Origin of the sequence: Arthrobacter sp. efr-133-TYG-104 (assembly GCF_030208915.1) — a bacterium.
In the GTDB taxonomy this organism is placed as follows: Bacteria; Actinomycetota; Actinomycetes; order Actinomycetales; family Micrococcaceae; genus Arthrobacter.
This window is the reverse complement of record NZ_JARVTA010000004.1, coordinates 1-21,393: the sequence shown is the minus strand read 5'-3', so window position 1 is coordinate 21,393 and position 21,393 is coordinate 1. Positions and strand designations below refer to the sequence as shown.

Genomic DNA, 21,393 nt, shown 5'->3' with positions numbered 1-21,393 from the left:
CCCTTTCTGCAAAGGGGCTAGCAAAAGGGATTAGCAATGAGGCATGGCGTTTACGGTGCCGAGTCGCTCTCGCCAGCCCGGTCCGTACCCGCAGCATCCTCCACGCCAGGCTCTGACACAACATCGGATGCCACGGTTGGCATGGCGCGCGCAGCCGGAACTGTTTTCATGGTGGCGATCGAGTCCCCTGCCGACTCGGACCCCTTGGAGCCCGGAAGCATCGATTCAGCCTTATCGATCAGCTTCTTCCCCGCCTCATACAACGAGTCCAAAATGTCGGGTACCGATTCCTGCACGGCCTCCGCGGCTTGATGCACACCGTCCTGGAGGTCCGGGTTATTTAGGACCTTTTCTGTCCCTCCCCGAACCCGGCCGTAGACCTCCGACCACGATTTAGAACCCCATGCGTAACCGACAGCCACGCCGACGGCGAACATTACTTTCCCTTTCATGGGAACCACTCCTTCCGAGGTGACTATCTTTCGACCCTAGTCTGCCACCCGTCCAGTGTCACGTGAACATTCATTCATTCTCCGGAGTTTGTAATTGCAGAATCATCACGGACAAAGAGCGGCTTCTGACCCAGAAAAGCATCCACTCCGTGCGCGCAATCACATATGTCCAGGGCCTTCGATGATGAAGATCCCGCGGGTCCCCCGCGCCGAGCCGCGGCAATCACGCCCCCCAACCGAAGGGGTGAGAGAGCAGCACTGGCATCAGGATTTCCAAGCCTGCGCCGCCCCGAATCCGCCGCAGCTAAACGAAGGAAGCACGCTTTTGGCCGTAGCGCAAAATAGTCAGGTTACTTGCTACTCAACCGGGGACCCGCTAGCGTTGCTTGTGCAGTGCTACGGACCGACCCCATCGGCAGGAGTGTTTTATTGGCTTTATTTAAGACATTCATCGGGATGGCATAACAGTTTCAATCCCCGCATTCCAAAGGGCCTCCAGGGGCCCCATTATGGTGCCTCCACATTGGAACAGGCACCCGATGAACTGGACCTCTTGACAATGTTCATGGAAGTTCATGGAATTTACATCAACAAGAAAGTAGGACCAAAAATGGGTTTCTTTGGTTTTCTCCTGCTCGGCCTCTTGGCTGGCGCTATTGCAAAACTTATCCTTCCGGGCCGTCAGGGTGGCGGCTGGCTCATCACCCTCCTGCTGGGTGTCATAGGCGCCCTCTTGGGTGGCTGGATCGGTGGCGTTCTCTTCCACACCGGCCTCCAGGACTTCTTCTCGCTTACCACTTGGCTCTTGGCGATCGGCGGATCCATCATTGTTCTGCTGATCTATGGCCTCCTCGCAGGACGCCGGACTCACCGTGGCTAAGCACCAGAACCCGGACGCCAACGGCGAGGAACTCGACGGCCAGTACGTCGAGGGTGACTACGGTGATGCGGGAGTATCCCCCGAGACTCTGCGTGACGACGCCGGGGGCGATTACACGGCCGGCGACTACGCCGAGAAGACTGTGCCCTCAGCTGATGCCGAGTTGGACGAGCGCAACACCGAAGATACGGCGACGGACCGCCCCTTCTCATCCGAGCCGGATGAAGAAGCGTCCGGTTCCGGGCAGACGCAAAACTAGCCTGTAACGCCAAGAGCCCCGGAAGATGCATTGCGCATCTTCCGGGGCTCTTGCTGTTAAGCGGATGTCGCAGCTAGGTGCGCAGAGTTTTGGCTTTGACCATCAGGAAGAGTCCGTAGGCAATGAGCCCCAGGGCCACAGCCCCCAAGAGGTATGGCCCGTACGGCTGTTCCCGCAGGGCCTTCAGGCTTCCGTCGAGGCCGGTGGACTGCTCGGGCCGTGCGGTGACGGTTGCGATGACCACCAACAATCCAACGAGCAACAGTGCAATACCCTTGGCAACGTAACCGATCACCCCAACACTGAGTTGGAAATCGCGGTCTTCCTTCTTGGAAGAAAGAGCGAGATCCTTCTTGAACGACCTAGTGAAGCCGCGCACCCCAAAAACTATGCCGGTGATCATGATGCCCGCGCCTACAGCAATCAGGATGGCCGTGCCGAACGGCACCTTCATCAGGCTGGCGGTGACGTCAGTAGTAGATTCCCGGCTGTTCTTGTCCTTGCCCACAACGAAGGAGATGAGTGTGGCCGCCAAAGCGGCATACACAACGGCCTGTCCGGCGGCTGAAAGCCTTTTGGATACTTTGTTATCGACTCCTCTCCGGTAGCCGAGAATGGCGTTTCCCAGTTGCCATAAGGCCAGCGCCGCGCACGCAGCAAAGCAAGTCCATAAGAGGAATGGCCCTGCCGGCTCACTGGCCATCTGGGATATCGCGCCTGTGACGTCGGCTTCACCGCCCCGCCCTACCGCCAACTGGAGGGCGATAACGCCGATCAGGACGTGCAGGATGCCGCTCACGGCGTACCCCGCGCGGGCTACGCGTTCGAAGGTTCGGGATTTGGAAGCCTCCTCGGCCACGTCAGCGGCCTTTTTCATCTCCTCCTTGATGACAAGCCTCCTTATCTCCTAGCTGCACACCATGGTGCCACCGGAATCCCCTGAGGGCTATGTGCATGGGAAGAAGGCAGAGCGGAAGGTCCTAGAAACCGCACACCGATTGCGGCCAGATGCTCCTCAGCCCAACACCAAACGGGTTGAACTGCTCCCGGACAGCCCCCACGGATCGCGTTTGTCCGAGGATTTCCACTGCGGGGCGCGAGTCATTTTCGGCACAGGCAAGCGGACCGGCCTTCACAGGGGAGGAGGCGAAGCCGCCACTCATTGAGGGGGTCGTAATCTGGTCAGGCATTCCCGGTGGTCCTTCCTGGAAGTTCCCATCAGCTGCATTGGCTGATGTTTCAACCATCGGACCGGCCCCTCAAGAACGACGCCGGGTCATCTCAAGATTCGCTCAAGATTGCCAGGGCCCCCGAGTCCCGAACTCCTTCCTCCAACCACGCCACAGCGTCCACCCGCAGTCCGTTAACGGAAGTCCTTGACGTGCCACTTGTTTTTTGCAAGTGTGGCTTGTGTCCAGTACCGGACCAACCAGACGGTGACCACCATGACTGCAATGTTCGTCAACCTGCCCGTGACAGACCTCGAGCGGGCAAAGTCGTTCTATACGGCGATCGGTTCACCATCAATCCGATGTTCACCGACCACAACGCGGCCTGTGTTGTGGTCGAAGAGGACCACAGCTACTTCATGATCCTGGTGCGCGAGTTCTTCCAGACATTCACGGACCGTCCCATCGGTGACCCTACGGCAGCGGTGTCAGTGGCCACCGCGATCTTCCTCGACAGCAAGGAAGACGTGGACACAGCGGTCGCCAACGGCCTAGCCGCAGGCGGCTCGGAAGATCGCCCCGCCACCGATCTCGGCTTCATGTACCAACGGCAACTCACTGACCCTGACGGAAATGTGCTCGAGTTCGGCTACATGGAACCGATGGCGGCTGAGCAGGGGCCTGAGGCCTACATGACCCAGCAGGCCTGATCCCGCGTGGCTGCACGGGACTATGGGCAGTACTGCGCGATCACCCGCGCGTTGGAGCTCGTGGGTGAACGCTGGGCCCTGCTCATAGTCCGCGATTTACTGGTGGGGCCACGCCGATATGGGGAGCTCGCAGGGGGCCTTCCCCGCATTCCGAGCAATATCCTCGCTGCCCGGCTCAAAGATTTACAGTCCGCGGGCATCATCCGCCGGATCCCGCACTCCCGGGTCATCGTTTATGAGTTGACGCCGTACGGCCGGGAGCTCGAACCGATCGTGCTTGCGTTGGGCGCATGGGGTTTCAAAGCCCTGGGTGATCCCCGGGAGGAGCAGATCATCACCCCGGATTCCATGACGATGTCCCTCCGAACGGCCTTCCAGCCCGACGTGGCAGCTAGGTTCCCCGCCACTTCCTATGAGGCCGACGTCGGTTCCGCTGGACTGCTGGTGCGGGTCTCCGGTGGGACCCTCCAAGTGACGCGGCGTGAGGACCCCGGCTGGGAAGGAGCGGCAGACCTTGCCTTTGCAGCCGGTCCGGGCATTCACCGGATCATCTCCGGGGAGCTAGCCCCTGATGAGGCCGTGGCCGCAGGCGTGGTCAGGGTGTTGCACGGGCCAGGCGATCTCTTGAATCGCTTCGCCAGCACATTCCACCTCGCCGCTGCGTGACCCGGAATCATGGTATTTCCCGGTAGTATCGGCGAGGAATCCTAAAGACGCTTGGGGAGTTTTATATGACGGAAGTGCTGGGCCAGTTGTCCTTTACCGACGATTCGAGCCGTGACCTCGAATTGAGGGAGTACGGACTTGACCCGGCAACGGACTCCACCTTGCTGCCCAACACCGCCGTCATGAGCGCCTTACAGAACCTCGTACGGCTCGCCGCCGAGCTATGTTCGGCCCCATTCGGCGTCGTTAACATCATTAGCGCGGAGTACCAGCACCAGATCGGGGCGTGGGGCGTGGACCCCGGCGTCTGCTCCCGTGAGGATTCCATGTGCGCCAAGGTATTCCTGTCCCGCGAGCGGACTGTAGTGTCGGACGCGTCCAAGGATCCCCGCTTCGCGGACAATCCCTTTGTGAACGGGGACATTGGGAAGGTGCGCTTCTATGCGTCTGTTCCCCTTCAAACGGAATCAGGCTTCGTTCCCGGGACCCTGTGCGTTTTTTCGGACAAGACCAATGAACTCAGCCCACGGCAGGTGGGCATGCTGGAAGTACTTGCCAAACAAGTGGTGGAGCTACTCGAACTCCAGCACCGCACGGTCCAGTTGGACAGGACCTACGCCGAGCTCAAAGACAGCAACGCCAAGCTGGCCGGGTTCGCAGGCCGCGTCAGCCATGATCTCCGCATACCGCTCACCACGATTCTTGGATATGTGGAATTGGTGGAAGACGACCCCGACATCGACGGCCAAAGCGTGGCGGCCGAGTACCTGAACCGGATCGGTGCCAGTGGGCGGCGGATGCTGGGGATGCTGGAAGACGTCCTGAACTACTCCCGGGTTGGGGGCGGAATCCAATCGGCCCAGTTGTCCTTGCACGACGTGGCTGTAGACGTCATCCGCGACCTCGGCATTGAGAATGACGGCATCATTGAAGTCCAGGACCTCAGACTTTCCGCCGATGAAGGCCAACTCCGGGTCCTGCTTCAAAACCTCTTGTCCAACGCCATGAACTACCGGAGTCAAGAGCGGGCGCTCCGCATCCGGATCAGCGGCGTATCCAACTACCAGGGTGCAACCCTCTTCGTAGCCGACAACGGTAAAGGCATAAATCCTGAGGACCGCGCCAAGGTCCTGGAACCTCTCGTGCGGTTGCGACGCCAAGGCGATGGACCCGGTTCCGGTTTAGGCCTGGCCACCTGCAGCAGCATCGCGAAGGCCCACGGCGGGGAGCTTAGCCTCACGGAAACTCCGGGTGGCGGAACCACAGTGGCGATCAGCTTTCCGGCCGGCGCATAGCCGCCGTTACCGGCGTCGGTAATAGCGCAGCTATAAATCGCGCGTATAAGAGGCCGGCCTACTTGCCGGGGCCGTTTTGCCGCGATTTATCTTTTGCCTTCTGAGGCTTGGTTTGCTTCCCGCTGCCGGAATCCTTGGCGTTACCCCCGGGCTGGTTCGTCGAACCAACGACTGCGGGCGCGGCAGGCGTCACAGGAGCAGGTGCGGGAAGTTGCACTGCAGCCGGAAGATCAACTGTTGACGCGGGAACGCCTTCGGACGTTGGGACTGCTACTGGGGCCGCCGCCGGTACGGCTTCCACTGGCTGGGACGAGCCCTGCCCAGCGGGCTCCGCCGGTGCCGACGTCTGCGGATCGGCTTGGGACACGTTGACGTCTGCGCGCTGGGCGGGCGGGATATTCGCAGAGGGGGCCAGCCCTTGCACAAACATCAACAACGCCAGCGGAACGGTCACCGCTGCAGCGGCCACACCGCGAAGCGTCTTCGGCCGGCGCCTGCCTAGGCTCAGTGCACCGGCGACGGCGGACTGGCGTCTGGTCCGGACCGCCAGCGGCGGCCTGGACGGCATCGGCGGCAGGGACGCGACGACGGCGGCCGGGCGGCCAGGGCGCGTCCGCTCCACCGCCAATGACTGTTCGACCTCGTGGGCGCCAGGCCGCTTGAGGGGGTCCATGTCTGTCATCGCTGCGAGCAGGGAACGCAACGATCGCGGCAACTCCGGGGGAATGTGCGGAGACCGGTGCAGCCTCGCCGTCGCCGTCTCCACTGGCGTTCCAGGGTATTCGGCTTTGCCGGTAAGGGTCTCCAGAATGACCAAGCCCAATGAATAGATGTCGCTCGCTGGCGTCAGATGGAGTCCTTGGGCTTGTTCGGGGCTCAGGTACTGGGCGGTGCCGACGGTAAATCCGGTGGCTGTCAGGCGGTTGTCGTTCATGACAAGCGCGACGCCGAAATCTGCGAGCTTCACGGATTGGGTATGAACATCCCCGCCGGAGACGAGGATGTTCGCGGGTTTGATGTCGCGGTGGATGACCCCGCGGGCGTGGACCTCGGACAAGGCTTCAGCGATCCTAAACCCGATGTTCGCGGCTTCCCACACTGGCAGCGGCCCGTCGGCGAGCACGGCGCGGAGGTCCCGGCCCTCGGCGAGCTCCATGACGAAATACGCCCGCTCCTCGTCATTGCGGGTATCGACGCCCGTGTCGAAAGCAGCCACGAGTGCGGGGTGGTCGAAGCTCGCCAAAAGGCGCATCTCGGTTTCCTGGCGCGCCCGGAAGGACTCGTCCCCCGAGCCTGGCAGGAAGATTTTGATGGCGACGTCCCGGCCCAGGAGCAGGTCGGTTGCCCGGTAGACGGTGGACATGGCGCCACGACCCAGGATGGGACCAAGTTGATAGCGCCCGTCAAGGACACCACGATCGAGATCGGGGCCGGGGATGTTCCCGGCCTCTTCATTGTTGCCCACGAATTGTCACGCCCTTCAGGCTCCTCTGGATGCTGCGGACAGTTACTTGTCCGCGTATGCCAGGCAATACCGTCGATCATATTTTTCAGCGATGGCCGCATGGCCGCCTTCTTCAGCCCCCACGACCCGAGCAACCCCCAGCCCAAACAGCGTCATCCAGTTTCGCTGGATAAGTCATCAGGATACTTAGTACTAGGGGGTAAGGCAATGTCACGGGTCTTTTTGGTACCAAATGGGTGACGCCCCGCCAGTGCTTCGGCGGGGCGTCATAGGCCGTGGTGGCCTCATATTCGCTGGGCGACTACTCGGAATCCTTGGCTTGGTCCCGGTCGCGGAGATTCTTGCCAAGCTCATCCAGCTTGTCCTTGATGCGGCTCGCTGCTTCAGAAAAGCCCTTTTCCGCGCTGCTCAATGGATCCAGTTGCAGGTACACCTCCTGGGAGTTCGGCAGATCATATTCGTCCTTCAGGTGCGTGCCACCGCCGACTCCGGCAAGGGACAAGTACACCTGCGCCTCCGTGCGGGCAATCCCGGCGATAGTACCGAAAACCACCGTGAAATCATTGGCTTGAAAACTCACCGACTGGCCCACATGACGCCGGTCCAACTCTCCGGCAGGAACTGCCTTTTCGGATGGACTTCCGTTGTAGCTCATGTACTTCCCCTAAGCGTCGAGAACAGTTACACCAGCAGTCTATAAGGAGACTTACAAAGCGCACCCCCTGCAATGGCAGTGCAGAATGGAAGGCATGACCCTCACCACCTTCGCCCTCGTCCGCCATGGCCAGACCGACTGGAACGCCGATCGCCGGCTGCAGGGCGCCACGGATATCCCCCTGAACGACGTCGGTCGCGGCCAGGCCCGTGATGCCGCGAGTGCCTTGAAAGGCCACGCCTGGGATGTGGTGGTTGCCTCCCCGCTGGACCGCGCCGCGGAAACAGCTCGGATCATCGCGGGCGAACTGGGGCTGACAGTGGCCAAACATATTCCCGAACTTATTGAACGCAGCTTCGGCCGCGCCGAAGGCTTGCAGGCCGGCCCTGAGTTGGAAGCCCTCCGAATCGCCAGCGGCTTCCAAGGGGGCGAAAGCGATCAGGACGCAGCAAGCCGTGGACTGGCGGCGCTCGAAGCGTTGGCGCAGGAATTTGAAGGCCAGCGGGTGTTGGTGGTGGCGCACGGGACATTGATTCGCTTGGCTCTCAGCCGAGCGATCGGCCGCACCTTGGGCAACGTACACAATGCTGCGCTCAATCTCGCCACCTACGATGCCTCCGGCGACTGGCAGCTGGAGTACTTCAACGGCGAGCGCGTGAGCGCCGACGTCGACGCCTGATTTAGCCGGAATTTCCTCCCCAATACCGACATTAAGCATACGAATTTCTGTATGCTCAATTAAGTCAAGAAGGTGGCTTACGCTAGTCTGCGCCCCGGGAGGGCCTCGACCTTAACCTCCCGGTCATCACTGTCCTGGAAGGGCAGGAACCTGCGTTATGACCGCGATTGCCCTGACGGCGATGGTGACAAGGGCCGCCGATAGTTGGTTTGAGCTGCACGTCACGCAAATTCCCGACCTCGTGGTTCAGTCCCCCAGCCTCGGAGAAGCCGCCCAGGCGGTTCGTGAGGCTGCGGCCCTCGCCACCGGACGCCGCCCGGAAGAGTTCGACGTCGACCTACTGTGGTGACCCCGGGAATCACCCGCGGAGGAATCACCCCCAGAGGAATCACCCGCGGGCTTTTACCGCGACTCTAGCCGGGCCTTTAGCTGCTCGGCATAATCCCCGTACGCTGCGGCGATTTCTTCGAGATCGACAGTCTGCGGAAAGTCGATCACCGGCTGGCGTTCTGCCAGGTAATCCGCGGTTTCTTCGACGACCTGCTGCTCATCGAAGCCATCCAGGCCTACTTCCGCGAGGAACTCCGGGTTGGTATGGAACAGGGACTCGCCCGCCTGCCCCTCTGCTGCCCACCGGAGCAGATACTCGTTCACATTTACAGGTTCAACGACGAATGAGTTTTCCATGTCAAAAGCCTACGTTGTGACGTCCCGCTGCGTTGGCGCACGACGGCGACCCTCCGCCGTCGTGCGTTTCACGCTGCGGGCGAGCCGGTTAGATTTCGGGACGACGCTCAACAATCGTTTCCGGTGCGACGCGCCGCTCGACGACGGTGCGCCGGGTACGGCCGGACATGGCGATGGAGATGATCAGCCCCAAGACGCCGACCACCATCAAGATGTAGCCCACAAGGACTTGGTCCAAGAAGGGAATGAGTCCGGGGGCGAGCGCGAAAGCCAGAATAGCTCCGATGGCGATCAGGGCAATGGAAGAACCAATTCTCATAACGAGCTCCTCAAGTTCGTTCGGCACGCGGCCAAGCGACGCGTCCGTAACATCAGGATACTTATGATCATCTGGTCCCGCCAGCATGGTCTCACCTGGAAAGAGCCGCGTCAGCGTTGAGGCAGCCAAACGGACAGGGTACGGTCAGGCGTAGTCGATTGCACCGAAGTAAGGAACTGATCCATGGCCAGGATTGAGGATTACGCCCTCATTGGCGATCTTCACACGGCGGCCCTCGTGGGACGCAACGGATCCATTGACTGGATGTGCCTCCCCCGTTTTGACTCCCCGGCCTGCTTTGCGGCCCTTCTGGATTCACCTGAGGCCGGCCGCTGGCTCCTTGCGCCAAAGGGCGCCCAGGGCAACTGCACCCGGCGCCGGTACCGCGAAGACACCCTGATCCTGGAATCCGAGTGGGAAGTCGACGGCGGAGCGGTCCGCGTCACGGATTTCATGCCGGTACGGGACGATGCCGTGGACTTGGTCAGGATCGTGGAGGGCCTCGCCGGCGAGGTCACCATGGAGATGGAACTGGTCCTACGCTTCGATTACGGCACCGTGGTTCCTTGGGTTCGCCGCAGCAAGCATGGCATCAGTGCAGTGGCCGGGCCGGATTCGGCCTACCTCACCACCCCTGTCCCCCTTCAGGGCCGGGACAAGCGCACCTTTAGCGAATTCACGGTGCGGGCAGGCGAGAGGATTCCTTTCGTCCTGGGCTGGGCTCCTAGCCACGAACGGGAACCCCGGCAGATCGACGCACGCCGGGCCTTCGAAACGACGCAATCGTTTTGGATCGACTGGGTGGCGCGTTCCGAAATGCAGGGGAAGTACAAGGAGCCGATCGAACGCTCGCTGATCACCCTCAAGGCCCTCACCTACGCGCCCACTGGTGGAATTGTGGCAGCCGCCACCACGTCCCTTCCGGAACAAATAGGCGGCCCGCGGAACTGGGACTATCGATACTGCTGGCTCCGGGACGCGACGCTGACGCTGCAGTCCCTGCTTGCTGCCGGCTACACCGAAGAAGCCGCGGCATGGCGTGAATGGCTCCTGCGGGCCATCGCCGGGGACCCGGCCAAGCTGCAAATCGTGTACGGGCTCGACGGCGCACGCCGACTTCCAGAGGCAGAGATCCCGTGGCTCTCCGGTTACGAGGGTTCCACGCCGGTCCGGCTGGGAAACGCGGCGGCCCCCCAACTCCAACTCGACGTGTGGGGCGAAGTCCTGGACGGGCTTTCGCTGACCCGGGCATACTCGCCGCCGGGCACAGTAGATAACTCGTGGGATATCCAAGTGGCCCTCATGGAGTACCTGGAAGGGGCATGGGACCAGCCGGACAACGGACTCTGGGAGGTTCGGGGCCCGAGGCGCCACTTCACTCACTCCAAGGTCATGGCGTGGGTGGCCGCCGACCGCATGGTCAAAGGTGTCAAGACTTCCGGCTTGCCCGGACCCGTGCAACGTTGGGCAGCACTTCGTGGCGAGATCCATGCGGACGTGATGTCAAAGGGCTTCAACCAGAAGCTCAATTCCTTTGTACAGTCCTACGGGAGCACAGAACTGGACGCCAGCCTGCTGCTCATTCCGCGGGTGGGCTTCCTGCCCCACCGCGACCCCCACGTGGTGGGGACCGTTGATGCCATCCAAAAGGGCCTGACCGACGACGGTTTAGTACTCCGCTATAACACTGCCTCCGGGCACGACGGGCTCCCTGGCGACGAAGGTGTATTCCTTGCGTGTTCTTTCTGGATGGTTGATGCGCTTCTTGGTGTTGGCCGCACAGCCGAGGCCACGTCGCTTTTCGAGCGGCTACTCACCCTGCGCAACGATGTGGGCCTGCTGAGCGAAGAGTGGGATCCCCGGTCCCAGCGGCAACTCGGGAACACCCCGCAAGCGTTCAGCCACTTCCCGCTGATCCACAGCGCCCTGCAACTCCATCATGGCGAGGCACACCACAGCGACACTCCTATGCACAGGCATAAGAGAACGCAACAGGAGGGTGCGGCTACCCTTCGGAATGATCCTCGTCTTCGTTAGCCCGCGGTTCGCCCTTACGGCTGGCTTCTTCCAGGTGCTGGTCCAGTTTTCGTTCGGCTTCCCTTCGGCGCTGGCCTATGGTCCGAATTTGCTGGGTGGTCGGGTCTCCCCGGTCTTCTGACGCTGCGCCCGTCGGCACGGCGGGCTGGCCTTGCTCATGTTCGCCCATCCATCCATCGTCCCATTCCCGGTGCTGGAGCGGTAGTTGCAATACGCAACAACGCGTCCGACGGCGGCCTCCCGCCGTCGGACGCGTTGCATTAAGCCGGCTTGCGCCTTGAGTCGGGCTAGCGCCCAGGTCAGGCTTGCGCCTTAAGTCGGGCTAGCGGCGGGTCTCGCCCGTGCCGTCAGTCTCGATGTTTTCCTTGCGGACTTCCTCGTCGACCTGGACGTTGTCCGTGACGGTGTCCTTTTCGAGGCGAACCCGCTCCACCGGGACGGTTTCCTTCTCGACCACGGGGCGCTCCTCATGAAGGGTTACCTCGTGTTCGCTTTCGGTGAGGTCCGGCCCGGACATGGCATCGCTCGCGGTGGCGTCCGTGATGGGCTCCCGCTCCAAGCGAACTTCCTCGCGCTGGACGGGCACCGTGGTGGTGACGTTTTCCGTGGTGATGTACTTGCGGAGGCGGGCACGGCCTGTAGCCTGCTTTTCCGTTCCCACGTTCAGCCGCTCCTCTGAACGGGTCATGGAATCGCCGCCGCCCGAGGCGTTCACGTCAGTGGTGCCGGTCGCGTTCGTGCCGGACGTGCCGGTGCTAGCCGTGTCTTGGTACGTGTCAGCGGTCCCATACGTGCCTACGGCCTTGCCGTTCCCGTTGTCCCGCCCCTGGATTGCATAGTGGTTGTACAGGCGGTCCTCCTCGCCCGGATCCAAGTGTCCGTCGTCGGCTACGCGGGGTGCGTCCTTGATGTGGTCCTTGCCGTAGGGGACAACGACGTCGTCGCCGTCCACGGATGCTCCTTCAAGCGGAATGAAAGACTCGGAGCTGCCGAACAGCCCGGTCTTCACTGTGACCCACGTGGGCTCTCCCGTGTCGTCATCGGTGTAGAAGGTGCCAATGGAACCAACTTTGTCACCGTCTGCCGTACGGACGTTTCCGTTGAGGCCCATCAAACGGTCAATGTTTTCCCTAGCGAGCATGATGTCTCCTTGGAATGCGGTTCTGGTGCCGAGAATGCCTGGCGAGCTGCTTCACCGGGCCGTTCGAGACGCTGTTACGGGGAATTCCTGAGAATAAATGTCGACCCGTCAGCGGGAACACCAATACCATAAGCATGCTTAGTGTTACCTTGGCAACCCCTTGGGCAAAGATTCACCAGGCTTGCGATGCCAGGCCTGCCGCGCTTACCCTCAGGAGAGGAGAACAACACTTATGCCATAGGCGTCCACTCTCCATTTACTTTCAGGACCAACCAATGCCTGCTCAGCCAGCGCATCATTTCCCCTCCTCCCCTCCGGCCCCTGCGATGACCGCAGTCCGGGTCGACGACGAGGACACCCGCTTCCGAAGCTCCACAAAAAACCAGAGCATCCCGCGCCTCAGCAAGCATTACCTCCATTGCGGGGTAGCCATGCACACGGGAACCGGGAAGCGAAGCATGCTCATGACCGGCCTCAACGACCGCAGGATGGATCCGGACCTTGAGGCCTATCTGACCACCCGCGTACTCCATTGTGACGAGTGCGGCTTCCAGATGGAGATTCCGGATTAGGCCGGACAAGCACGTCGACATTTCAATGGTAAGTAGCCTTGCTTTCTAGTGTCCTGTGGTGTTTCGATTGAGGTACCGGGGTCGAGCCGAGGCCCCGGCGCGTGATCCCCCACTCCACAAGGACATGACATGGCACAGAGAGATTCCACGGGAGCAAGCACTCCCCAACGGCGTACCAATGACATCGTCGCCACTGAAAAGGAACGGTTCGGCGGCATCAAATGGGGCTCGGCGTTCTTCGGCTGGCTCACCGCCATCGGGATGACCGTCCTGCTGAGCGCCTTGGCGACCGCCATCGGCGTCGGCGTCGGCGCCGCAAATTCCACCAACGTTAACCTAGCCGCAGACCAGGCCAGCAAGAACGCCCAAACACTGGGGGTTGCCAGCGGCATAATTCTCGCCGTCATACTGTTTCTTGCGTACTACTGCGGCGGATACGTGGCGGGCAGGATGGCCCGCTTTGACGGAGCCCGGCAAGGACTCGCCGTTTGGCTCTGGGGCATCATCGTCGCCGTGATCGTGGCCATCCTCGCCACGGTAGCCGGCAGCCAGTTCAACATCCTCGGCAACCTCAACGGAGCACCGCAGATCCCCGTCGACGGGAGCCTCCTGACTGTCAGCGGCATCATCGGCCTCGTCATTGCCCTGATCGTTCCCCTCCTCGGGGCCATCTTGGGCGGCAAAGCGGGAATGCACTTCCACCGCAAAGTCGACCGGGCCGCCGTCGAGCGTCGCACCGACGTCGTCGACTAGCCAACCCGCGTAAACTACCATCCACGCAAGGGCACAAAGCGTCCGACGCGGCCTCCCGCCGTCGGACGCTTTAACGCTGTGCAGGACAGAATCCCAAGGAGCAGCCATGAGCAGATCACACCGGACGTCCAAACATGAGCCGGACACCGCCATCGAACTCAACCCCTTGTTCAGCAGGGCCGGTGAGGCCACGATCTTCCCGCGCTTTACCATGCCGGAGGGCGAGTCACTGCCCGCCACCGCTTACCAGATCGTGCACGACGAAGCGATGTTGGATGGCAACTCCAGGCTGAACCTCGCAACGTTCGTCGGGACCTGGATGGAGCCCGAAGCATCGGAACTTTATGCCCAGGCCTTCGACAAGAACATGATCGACAAGGACGAATACCCGCAAACTGCGCTGATTGAAACGCGCTGCTGGCGGATGCTCGCCGACCTCTGGAACGCACCGGACGCTGCCAAGAGCGTGGGAACGTCCACCATCGGATCCTCGGAAGCCTGCATGCTCGGCGGCTTGGCCCTCAAGCGCCGTTGGCACCACAAACGGCGGGCAGACGGCCTGCCGACGGACAAGCCTAACCTCATCCTCAGCTCCGCAGTCCAAGTATGCTGGGAAAAATTCTGCAACTACTGGGACGTCGAGGCGCGCTACGTTCCGGTATCAGCGGAACACCCGGTCCTCGACGGCGAAGGCCTCGATCAGTACGTGGACGAGAACACCATCGGCGTCGTTGCCATCATGGGCGTTACGTACACCGGCAAGTACGAACCGGTCCAGGCCATCTCCGCCGCGCTGGACGACATTCAGGAGCGCCGAGGCCTCGACATCCCTATCCACGTGGACGGAGCGTCCGGGGCTATGGTGGCTCCGTTCCTGCAGCGGGAAATTGTGTGGGATTTCAGGTTGCCCCGGGTAGCCTCCATTAACACCTCGGGCCACAAATACGGACTGGTCTACCCCGGATTGGGCTGGGTTGTATGGCGGGACGAAGAAGCTCTGCCTGACGACCTGATATTCCACGTCAGCTACTTGGGCGGGGACATGCCCACGTTCGCGCTCAACTTTTCCCGGCCAGGGGCCCAGGTGCTACTGCAGTACTACCTTTTCCTTCGCTTGGGCTTTGCCGGATACAAGTCCGTCCAAGCCACCTCGCGCGACGTCGCCCACTACCTCTCGAGCGAGATCGGGGCCATGGACGCGTTCAAGCTGTGGAGTGACGGATCGGACATCCCTGTCTTTGCTTGGCAGCTCGCAGATGGCTATACCGACAAATGGAACCTCCACCATCTTTCAGAGCGCCTCCGCCTGAACGGATGGCTGGTTCCCTCTTACCCCTTGCCTGATGGACTCAGTGAAATTACCGTCCAGCGGATCGTGGTCCGGAACGGCTTTACGCGGGACCTGGCATCGAGCTTCCTCACCGATCTGAAGAGGGAAGTCCAATACCTCGATTCCCTCGACGCGCCGATGCCCACCGTCGGACAAACACCTGCCTTCCACCACTAGCGGGCTGTACCGTGTCCTGTGTCAGCTGATCGCCCCGGCTGTGCTGTCCTCGTCGTGAAGGAGCAAAGACATGTGCCGACTCTTCGGGCTTCATGCCGGCGCGCACCCGGTCCGGGCCACCTTTTGGCTCTTGGACGCCCCGGATAGCCTCTCCGTCCAGAGTCGTCGGGAACCCGACGGCGCGGGCATCGGAACCTACGACGCCGCCGGGAAGCCGCGAGTGGCCAAACAGCCACTGGCCGCTTGGGAAGACCATGCTTTCGCCCGCGAAGCCCGCGACCTCAAAAGCACCACGTTCTTGGCCCACGTACGCTATGCGAGCACCGGCGCCTTAACCTTGGTGAACACGCACCCATTCGAGCAGGATGGCCGGCTGTTCGCCCACAACGGCTCTTTCGAAGGACTGCAAAAGCTCGACGCTCACTTGGACAGCCTGGGCGTTCTGGAACTCGTAAAAGGACAGACGGACAGTGAACGCCTGTTCGCCCTCATCACCGCGGAAACCAGGAAGGCAGCAGGAGATGTGGGAATTGGAATCGGACGCGCCGTCAGCTGGATTGCCGCGGAATTGCCGGTCTTCAGTCTGAACTTCATCCTGACAACGGCCACTGACATTTGGAGCCTCAGGTACCCGGCAACGCACGAGCTATACATCTTGGAGCGGGAACCTGCCGCGGTTCCGGGCCCCGCTGCGCCCTTGGATGCACGGAGCAAGCGGATACACTCCCGAAGCACTGAGCTCACCCGTTCCAAACATGTACTCTTCGCTACCGAACGCATGGACCACGACCCCGGATGGCGTCCGCTCAGATCCGGTGAGCTGATCCATGTTGGCCCGGATCTGGCAGCCCGGAGCACCTTCCCCTTCCCGGATGCCCCGGCCCACCAGCTCACCCTGGCCGACCTTGAACCCCACGCCGCGGAGTCGCAAAAACCCTGACCTGCTTCGGGCGGCAGCTCGGTCGTCGGGTTATCGTGGTCCCTACACACCTAGTGAGGAGATCGCATTGCAGCACATCGTTGACTTCAAAAACGTTTCTACAGAAGGCGTGGAGTCGTCTCCTGTGGTCGATGCGCTCGCCGGCCTGCGCGCCAATGAGTCTCGCTACTACATGAACAAGTACAACCATGCCTTCACCGTCAGCCCCGCGGACGAAGTCCCCGAGGTGATCGAGCGCGTTAGCCGCATCCTGAAAGAAGAACGGGATATTGTCATCGGGTCCCGTCCGCTGGAAGCGACTTCCTTCGAAGTTGACGGGCTACGCATGGATTACGTTTTCTACGAGTCCGGCCTGTCCATCAACGTCATGTACAGCATCGAGGAGGGCGGCAAGAGGGCTGTGGGATTCAAACTCTCAGAGGGAATGGAGATTCCCGAGGAACTCGAATCACGCTTCAAGTTCGCCCGTCAGAAGTCGAAACTTGCCGGTGTCATCAGGGGCTCCTACTTCGTGATCAAAGGCGAGTACTAGATAGCTCCAGGCTCGTAAGTACCTCCATGGCCGCCGTTTCCGTTTCGCCGACCGCTCAGGTTCAGGTGCGTCGGTTGGGGAGGTTTTCCACATAGCGTGGGTTGCACCTGATGCTTGGTTGGCTCCCGTGACAGGGTTTCTGCATGGGAGACAGCGGGCAGGTACGCGGGCAGGGGGTAATACAGCGGAAGCAGCAGAGTAGCGCCCAGCCCCGCATCTCGCGACGCAGGGGCGGCACAGCGGGGGCCCGGAACACTGCCATGCCGCCGCTTTCGCCTCCTCAGGGACGCGAGCCCTCGCCGGGTTCTTCTGCCGACTTAACCGGGATCGGGCGGATCCTGGAGAACTGCATTTCGGGCCTCGACTCGGCACGTTCAACTGCTGCCGTCGAAGGGCGTTTGATGGACTTCACCGAGGCCGCCGCTTTTGCCGGCACGGTTGAGGAGATCTCCCGGTCCCTGGAGTACCTGCAGGTAGTCGCAGCCCACGCGGTAGCCCGGACCCGGCACGAGGCTGAACAGATGAAACCATCACGAGCGGCGGGGCCAGAGTCACAAGCCGCCAAAGCGCAAGAGTACGGCGGGAAACCTGCGAGCCTCCTGGACGACGGGTACCGGAACGCAGCGGAGTTCTTGCGCGCCCGCTTGCGGATCGGTATCAGTGAAGCCCGGCGCAGGCTTGCACTGGCCTCCGAACTCCTCCCCCACGCCGGTATCGCCGGTCAATCGGTGACGCCCAAGCGGGAAGAGCTCGCCGACGCCATCGCCTCCGCGCTTGTGCCGTCGCGGTCCGCGACGATCATCACGATGGCCTTGGACAAGGTCACGCACTTCGCCAGCACCGACACGATCGCGGCCATGGAGCGTGCCCTGACCCAGACGGCAATCCAGTCCGACCCCGACTTCGTCGCCACGATTGCCAGGCGATGGACTGACGCCATCGACCAAGACGGGCCCGAACCCACCGAAGAAGCCCTTCGCCAACTTCAAGGCGCCTTCATTCGCAAGCCCCGCCACGGGCTCCACCACGTTGAGATCTTCGCCACCACTGAACAGTTCGAGACCCTCACCACCGTCATGAACACCGCGACCAACCCACGTCTTCGCACTACCGGCGCCGGCACTCCAGACAGCACGGCCAGCAATGAAGACACAGGCACAGTCGAAGCTTCCGCTGCAGGCACGGCGACAAAAGAGGAACCCGCCCGCCCAGTTCTAGACCGACGATCCAGGGCGCAGAGGCTCCTGGACGGACTGGTCGGTGCCTGCAACGTGGCACTGGCCACCGGCCAACTGCCCTCCAACGGAGGACTGCGGCCCCAAGTCATCGTCACGATCGACCACCGACCTCCTCCAACAAGTCCAACGCAGGTACCGGGGCCCGTCCAGCGGCACGGCCACATTCGGCGGCCCAATCCACCCCAACACCATCCGCAAAATCGCCTGCGACGCCGACATTATTCCCGTCCTGCTCGGCAGCGAGTCCCGGGTGTTGGACATCGGCCGCACCACTCGACTCTTCCCGCCCCACGTCAGGAAAGCCATCACCGCGCGGGACGGAGGTTGCGCCTTCCCTGACTGCACCATGCCCGCCCCTTGGTGCGAAGCCCATCACGTCACCTACTGGTCACAAGGCGGGACCACAAGCACCGAGAACGGCACCCTGCTCTGCAGCCACCACCATCACCTCGTGCACAAAGAACAATGGAAAATCAGCGTCATTAGAGGTGTCCCGTGGTTCGTTCCGCCACTCCACGTTGACCCCGGTCAAATACCGCAGCGGAACCACCACCGCACACCCCTCAGAACGTAGGAGGGAGCGCCCTAGGTTCTGTCGGCCCTCATCCACCCACCCGCTCGCCGTCGATCGGAGGCATCGTAATGCTCATCATGACTTCAGCGCGACGTCGGCCAACCTGTATAGGACTCCGCCAGGTACGCTTTCCCGTGCTCGGATCCAACAACGGAGTGCAGTTCGCCGAGTTGCCGCGCCCTGTCAAAATCGTCCGCACCGGGCACGGTGTGCAGCATGGAAGTCATCCAGTATGAGAAATGCTGCGCCCTCCAGACCCGGTCAAGGGCCCGGTCGCTGTAAGAATCCAACGTGGCCGTGGAGCCGCTCGAATAGAAAGAGTCCAAACCCTCAAAAAGTACCTTGACGTCATTGATGGCAAGGTTCAAGCCCTTGGCTCCGGTGGGCGGAACGGTGTGCGCCGCATCCCCGGCCAGGAAGAGGTTGCCATGGCGCATCGGCGTGTGCACGAAGCTCCGGAAAGGAAGAACCATCTTTTCAAGGACCGGTCCTTCCTTTAGTTCGAACCCGTTGCCGTTGACCCGCCGGCGGAACTCTGACCAAATGCGCTCGTCGTCCCATTCGGCAACATTTTCGTGGGGATCGCACTGGAAGTACATCCGCTGAACGGTTTCGGTACGCTGGCTGATCAGGGCAAAGCCGTTGTCGGAGTTAGCGTAGATGAGCTCATCGGCACTTCGCGGCGCTTCAGCCAGGATGCCGAACCAGGCAAAGGGGTACTCGTGGAAATACCATTTGCGGTTGGCTTCAGGTATCTGGAAGCGGCAGTGGCTACGTGAGCCGTCAGCGCCTACGATGAAGTCCGCCTCAACCTCCACGTCATGGCCTTCCGCATCGGTAAACCAAACCTTGGGTTTGCCTTCGAGATCGTGCACTGTCGTGTCGGTGACGCTGTAGCGCACGTCGCCGCCGTCGGCCTCGCGGCGGGCGGCAAGGTCCGCGAAGACATCCGTCTGGGGATAGAGCCACACAGACTCGCCCACGAGTTCCTTGAAATTGATGCGATGACTCTCGCCGTTAAAGCGAAGCTCAATGCCGTCGTGCCTGTCCCCTTCGCGCAGAACCCGGTCCGACACTCCGGAGTCGACCAGCAAGTTCACGGTGCCGTGTTCGAGGATGCCGGCGCGAACTGTCTCGTGGATCTGTTGTCGGCTCCGGATCTCCACCACTACGGATTCGATTCCCTGCTTGGCCAAGAGATGGGAGAGCATCAGCCCTGCCGGACCAGCCCCCATGATGGCGACTTGGGTAGTGATAGTCGTGCGTGCCATGGTACTCCTCGCTTCGTTGCGGTCCCCGCCCAAGATCTGGCTTGGATGGATCTGCAATCAGTCTGGCGGGCAGGGACTGCTCGAGGGGTCGTGCATTCCGTTGAACGGAAGGCTAATTACGCTTCAAGACGGCGTCCTATGCCGCGGGCCGCGGTCTGAAGTGCGGGGACCAAGGCTTGAAGGCGCATCTCAGCAACGGGCACCACCACGCCCAATGCCGCTAGAGTCCGGCGTTTTGCATCCATCACCGGCACCGCAATTCCCCAGGCGTCCGGGTCCACGACGCCGGCGAGCTGCACATACCCTTGCTGCGCGCCCTCCGCGAGCAAACGGCGTACGACGTCGGCAGTCATCTTTCCTGAAGGGTCTCGGAACTGCTTGAGGTACTCGGCTTGGAGCTGGGCCGATTGATGCGCCATCAGTATCAAACCCGCAGATGAGATATGCACGGGCATCCGCCCTGCTACCCGAGCGCGGTTGACTATGGACCCCCTGCGCGAGAGACGCTCCACGAACAGGGCTTCCCACCCATCGAGCACAGCTAGATTAACGTTCTGGTTGAGTACTTGTTGGATGTCCTCCATGAACGGCATCGCCGCCTGTCGCAAGGCCAGGGTGGGCGAATTGCGATTCACGAGTTCCCACAACCGCATGCCCAAGCGAACGGTGCCGCCGGCGTCGTGCTCCAGCAGCCCGTGGCCGGAGAGCTGCCGGACCAGCCGATGGGCCGAGGAGAGCGGCAGGCCTGCGCGCTCAGCGAGCTCAGTCAGCTGGAGTGACGCCACACCTTCAGGGAATGCCTCAAAGACCCTGACAACCCGATCGACAACCGAGTCGCCCGAATCTGAATTTGCCACGATGTGCTCCTCCACCAGAGGCGCCGGAGGTGGCGCCTTCCATTCAATGGTAAGACCAATTGATCGTTAGCAGCAGCCGCGCTGCCTCCGGGCTACAGGGGTGCACCAACCAGCCCCGACTCAGCTCGGTTATGAGCTGCGGAGGTTATGAGCTGCGCAGATGGTGAGGGGCGCCTGCCGCGGCATTGCCTAGCACCTGCGGGGCGGCCGCCAGACAGCGTTCCGCAGCACTCCGAAGTGCCGGCAGAACCTCGGCGGCAGAAGCCAAGCAATGGTTCCTGATCATCGATTCCATTGCGCGGCATTGCGATTCCGCCTCCATAGCCCCAACCATGGCCGAGGAGATCTTCAGGCTGAGCACCGCATCCAGGGTGGCGTTGGTGTCGTGCTGACACAAACCCTTGGAAATCCTGAGGACCCTGCCGGGAAGCATACTCAGGTAGGTCGAAAGGAAGCGTGCCACGGGACGGGAATCGCCCAACTCGTCCCGAAGGCTCCTTAGCGTGTTCAGTTCCCAGAGGACTACTGGCGACGCCGCAGTTTCCGACGCCACAGTTTCCTCAGTCATCTCGGGCCTGCTCGTCATGGCATTCCTTCCGCGGTTGTGCCACCAGTTGGGTAATTGCTAGTAACCGCTCGAGCCTGATCAGGCAGGGGGGCGCCCGATCAGGCTCGGCGGTGGCTGGGTGTTATTTGGTGGTGGCGGTGCGTTGGGTGGCGTTGAAGGCGAAGGAG

General features: G+C 61.7%; 23 protein-coding genes and 2 pseudogenes. 14 read left to right on the top strand and 11 right to left on the bottom strand.

Going from position 1 to position 21,393, the window contains the following annotated elements; genetic code table 11:
* Positions 1-50 precede the first annotated feature (50 nt).
* Positions 51-452 (bottom strand): hypothetical protein, encoded by a 402-nt coding sequence (locus QRN04_RS04455; protein WP_284974952.1) that lies wholly within the window; start codon positions 450-452, stop codon positions 51-53.
* A gap of 610 nt (positions 453-1,062) precedes the next feature.
* Between QRN04_RS04455 and QRN04_RS04450 the strand changes: the two genes are divergently transcribed.
* Together QRN04_RS04450 and QRN04_RS04445 are read left to right on the top strand one after the other, a co-directional pair.
* On the top strand, positions 1,063-1,332 hold the full coding sequence (locus tag QRN04_RS04450; RefSeq protein WP_284975064.1) for a GlsB/YeaQ/YmgE family stress response membrane protein: 270 nt from the start codon (positions 1,063-1,065) through the stop codon (positions 1,330-1,332).
* A complete protein-coding gene (locus QRN04_RS04445) occupies positions 1,325-1,591 on the top strand; it encodes a hypothetical protein (RefSeq protein WP_284974951.1) in 267 nt (88 codons plus the stop codon). Before QRN04_RS04450 ends, QRN04_RS04445 begins: the two co-directional genes overlap by 8 nt.
* A 73-nt stretch (positions 1,592-1,664) precedes the next feature.
* On the opposite strand, the gene QRN04_RS04440 is transcribed toward QRN04_RS04445, so the two are convergent.
* Both QRN04_RS04440 and QRN04_RS04435 read right to left on the bottom strand, forming a co-directional pair.
* Complete coding sequence (locus tag QRN04_RS04440; protein WP_284974950.1) at positions 1,665-2,468, bottom strand: DUF1206 domain-containing protein; 804 nt, start codon at positions 2,466-2,468, stop codon at positions 1,665-1,667.
* 103 nt (positions 2,469-2,571) lie between these two features.
* A complete protein-coding gene (locus QRN04_RS04435) occupies positions 2,572-2,781 on the bottom strand; it encodes a hypothetical protein (RefSeq protein ID WP_284974949.1) in 210 nt (69 codons plus the stop codon).
* 255 nt (positions 2,782-3,036) lie between these two features.
* Between QRN04_RS04435 and QRN04_RS04430 the strand changes: the two are divergent.
* The 3 genes and pseudogenes from QRN04_RS04430 to QRN04_RS04420 all read left to right on the top strand — a co-directional run bounded on the left by QRN04_RS04430 (position 3,037) and on the right by QRN04_RS04420 (position 5,431).
* Positions 3,037-3,470 (top strand): annotated as a pseudogene (locus tag QRN04_RS04430) (VOC family protein).
* Between the two features lie 6 nt (positions 3,471-3,476).
* Positions 3,477-4,136: a winged helix-turn-helix transcriptional regulator gene (locus tag QRN04_RS04425; RefSeq protein ID WP_284974948.1), complete on the top strand. Its 660-nt coding sequence runs from the start codon at positions 3,477-3,479 to the stop codon at positions 4,134-4,136.
* Positions 4,137-4,201: 65 nt separating this feature from the next.
* Positions 4,202-5,431: a GAF domain-containing sensor histidine kinase gene (locus QRN04_RS04420; protein WP_284974947.1), complete on the top strand. Its 1,230-nt coding sequence runs from the start codon at positions 4,202-4,204 to the stop codon at positions 5,429-5,431.
* Between the two features lie 58 nt (positions 5,432-5,489).
* On the opposite strand, the gene QRN04_RS04415 is transcribed toward QRN04_RS04420, so the two are convergent.
* Positions 5,490-6,896, bottom strand: a complete 1,407-nt coding sequence (locus QRN04_RS04415) for a serine/threonine-protein kinase (RefSeq protein ID WP_284974946.1) — start codon at positions 6,894-6,896, stop codon at positions 5,490-5,492.
* Between the two features lie 301 nt (positions 6,897-7,197).
* On the bottom strand, positions 7,198-7,551 hold the full coding sequence (locus tag QRN04_RS04410) for a hypothetical protein (RefSeq protein ID WP_284974945.1): 354 nt from the start codon (positions 7,549-7,551) through the stop codon (positions 7,198-7,200).
* 85 nt (positions 7,552-7,636) lie between these two features.
* Here QRN04_RS04410 and QRN04_RS04405 point away from each other — a divergent pair, with 85 nt between their 5' ends.
* Both QRN04_RS04405 and QRN04_RS04400 read left to right on the top strand, forming a co-directional pair.
* The gene (locus QRN04_RS04405) at positions 7,637-8,230 is read left to right on the top strand and encodes a histidine phosphatase family protein (RefSeq protein WP_284974944.1); all 594 of its coding nucleotides are present in this window, start codon (positions 7,637-7,639) and stop codon (positions 8,228-8,230) included.
* Between the two features lie 157 nt (positions 8,231-8,387).
* Complete coding sequence (locus QRN04_RS04400; RefSeq protein WP_284974943.1) at positions 8,388-8,579, top strand: hypothetical protein; 192 nt, start codon at positions 8,388-8,390, stop codon at positions 8,577-8,579.
* Positions 8,580-8,632: 53 nt separating this feature from the next.
* Here QRN04_RS04400 and QRN04_RS04395 read toward each other — a convergent pair whose 3' ends face one another.
* A complete protein-coding gene (locus tag QRN04_RS04395) occupies positions 8,633-8,917 on the bottom strand; it encodes a hypothetical protein (RefSeq protein WP_284974942.1) in 285 nt (94 codons plus the stop codon).
* A gap of 88 nt (positions 8,918-9,005) precedes the next feature.
* On the bottom strand, positions 9,006-9,236 hold the full coding sequence (locus QRN04_RS04390) for a DUF6458 family protein (protein WP_284974941.1): 231 nt from the start codon (positions 9,234-9,236) through the stop codon (positions 9,006-9,008).
* A gap of 183 nt (positions 9,237-9,419) precedes the next feature.
* Here QRN04_RS04390 and QRN04_RS04385 point away from each other — a divergent pair, with 183 nt between their 5' ends.
* Entirely contained in the window at positions 9,420-11,273 is a 1,854-nt protein-coding gene (locus QRN04_RS04385; RefSeq protein ID WP_284974940.1) for a glycoside hydrolase family 15 protein, read from the top strand.
* A gap of 322 nt (positions 11,274-11,595) precedes the next feature.
* On the opposite strand, the gene QRN04_RS04380 is transcribed toward QRN04_RS04385, so the two are convergent.
* Positions 11,596-12,414 (bottom strand): DUF2382 domain-containing protein, encoded by an 819-nt coding sequence (locus QRN04_RS04380; RefSeq protein WP_284974939.1) that lies wholly within the window; start codon positions 12,412-12,414, stop codon positions 11,596-11,598.
* Between the two features lie 275 nt (positions 12,415-12,689).
* On the opposite strand from QRN04_RS04380, the gene QRN04_RS04375 reads away from it, so the two are divergent.
* The 6 genes and pseudogenes from QRN04_RS04375 to QRN04_RS04350 all read left to right on the top strand — a co-directional run.
* A complete protein-coding gene (locus QRN04_RS04375) occupies positions 12,690-12,986 on the top strand; it encodes a hypothetical protein (RefSeq protein ID WP_284974938.1) in 297 nt (98 codons plus the stop codon).
* Positions 12,987-13,115: 129 nt separating this feature from the next.
* The gene (locus QRN04_RS04370; protein WP_284974937.1) at positions 13,116-13,739 is read left to right on the top strand and encodes a hypothetical protein; all 624 of its coding nucleotides are present in this window, start codon (positions 13,116-13,118) and stop codon (positions 13,737-13,739) included.
* Positions 13,740-13,845: 106 nt separating this feature from the next.
* Positions 13,846-15,246, top strand: a complete 1,401-nt coding sequence (gene gad / locus QRN04_RS04365) for a glutamate decarboxylase (protein ID WP_284974936.1) — start codon at positions 13,846-13,848, stop codon at positions 15,244-15,246.
* A gap of 70 nt (positions 15,247-15,316) precedes the next feature.
* The gene (locus QRN04_RS04360) at positions 15,317-16,186 is read left to right on the top strand and encodes a class II glutamine amidotransferase (protein ID WP_284974935.1); all 870 of its coding nucleotides are present in this window, start codon (positions 15,317-15,319) and stop codon (positions 16,184-16,186) included.
* Between the two features lie 67 nt (positions 16,187-16,253).
* Positions 16,254-16,718, top strand: coding sequence for a DUF8821 family protein (locus tag QRN04_RS04355; protein ID WP_284974934.1), 465 nt, complete (start codon positions 16,254-16,256; stop codon positions 16,716-16,718).
* 359 nt (positions 16,719-17,077) lie between these two features.
* Positions 17,078-18,530, top strand: a pseudogene (locus QRN04_RS04350) (HNH endonuclease signature motif containing protein); the annotation flags it as partial.
* An 83-nt stretch (positions 18,531-18,613) separates the two neighbouring features.
* Here the strand turns inward: QRN04_RS04350 and QRN04_RS04345 are convergent.
* From QRN04_RS04345 to QRN04_RS04335, 3 genes are all read right to left on the bottom strand, one after another.
* The gene (locus tag QRN04_RS04345) at positions 18,614-19,801 is read right to left on the bottom strand and encodes a 4-hydroxybenzoate 3-monooxygenase (protein ID WP_284974933.1); all 1,188 of its coding nucleotides are present in this window, start codon (positions 19,799-19,801) and stop codon (positions 18,614-18,616) included.
* A 116-nt stretch (positions 19,802-19,917) separates the two neighbouring features.
* Entirely contained in the window at positions 19,918-20,658 is a 741-nt protein-coding gene (locus QRN04_RS04340; protein WP_284974932.1) for an IclR family transcriptional regulator, read from the bottom strand.
* Positions 20,659-20,803: 145 nt separating this feature from the next.
* Positions 20,804-21,226, bottom strand: a complete 423-nt coding sequence (locus QRN04_RS04335) for an Hpt domain-containing protein (RefSeq protein ID WP_284974931.1) — start codon at positions 21,224-21,226, stop codon at positions 20,804-20,806.
* Between the last annotated feature and the right edge of the window lie 167 nt (positions 21,227-21,393).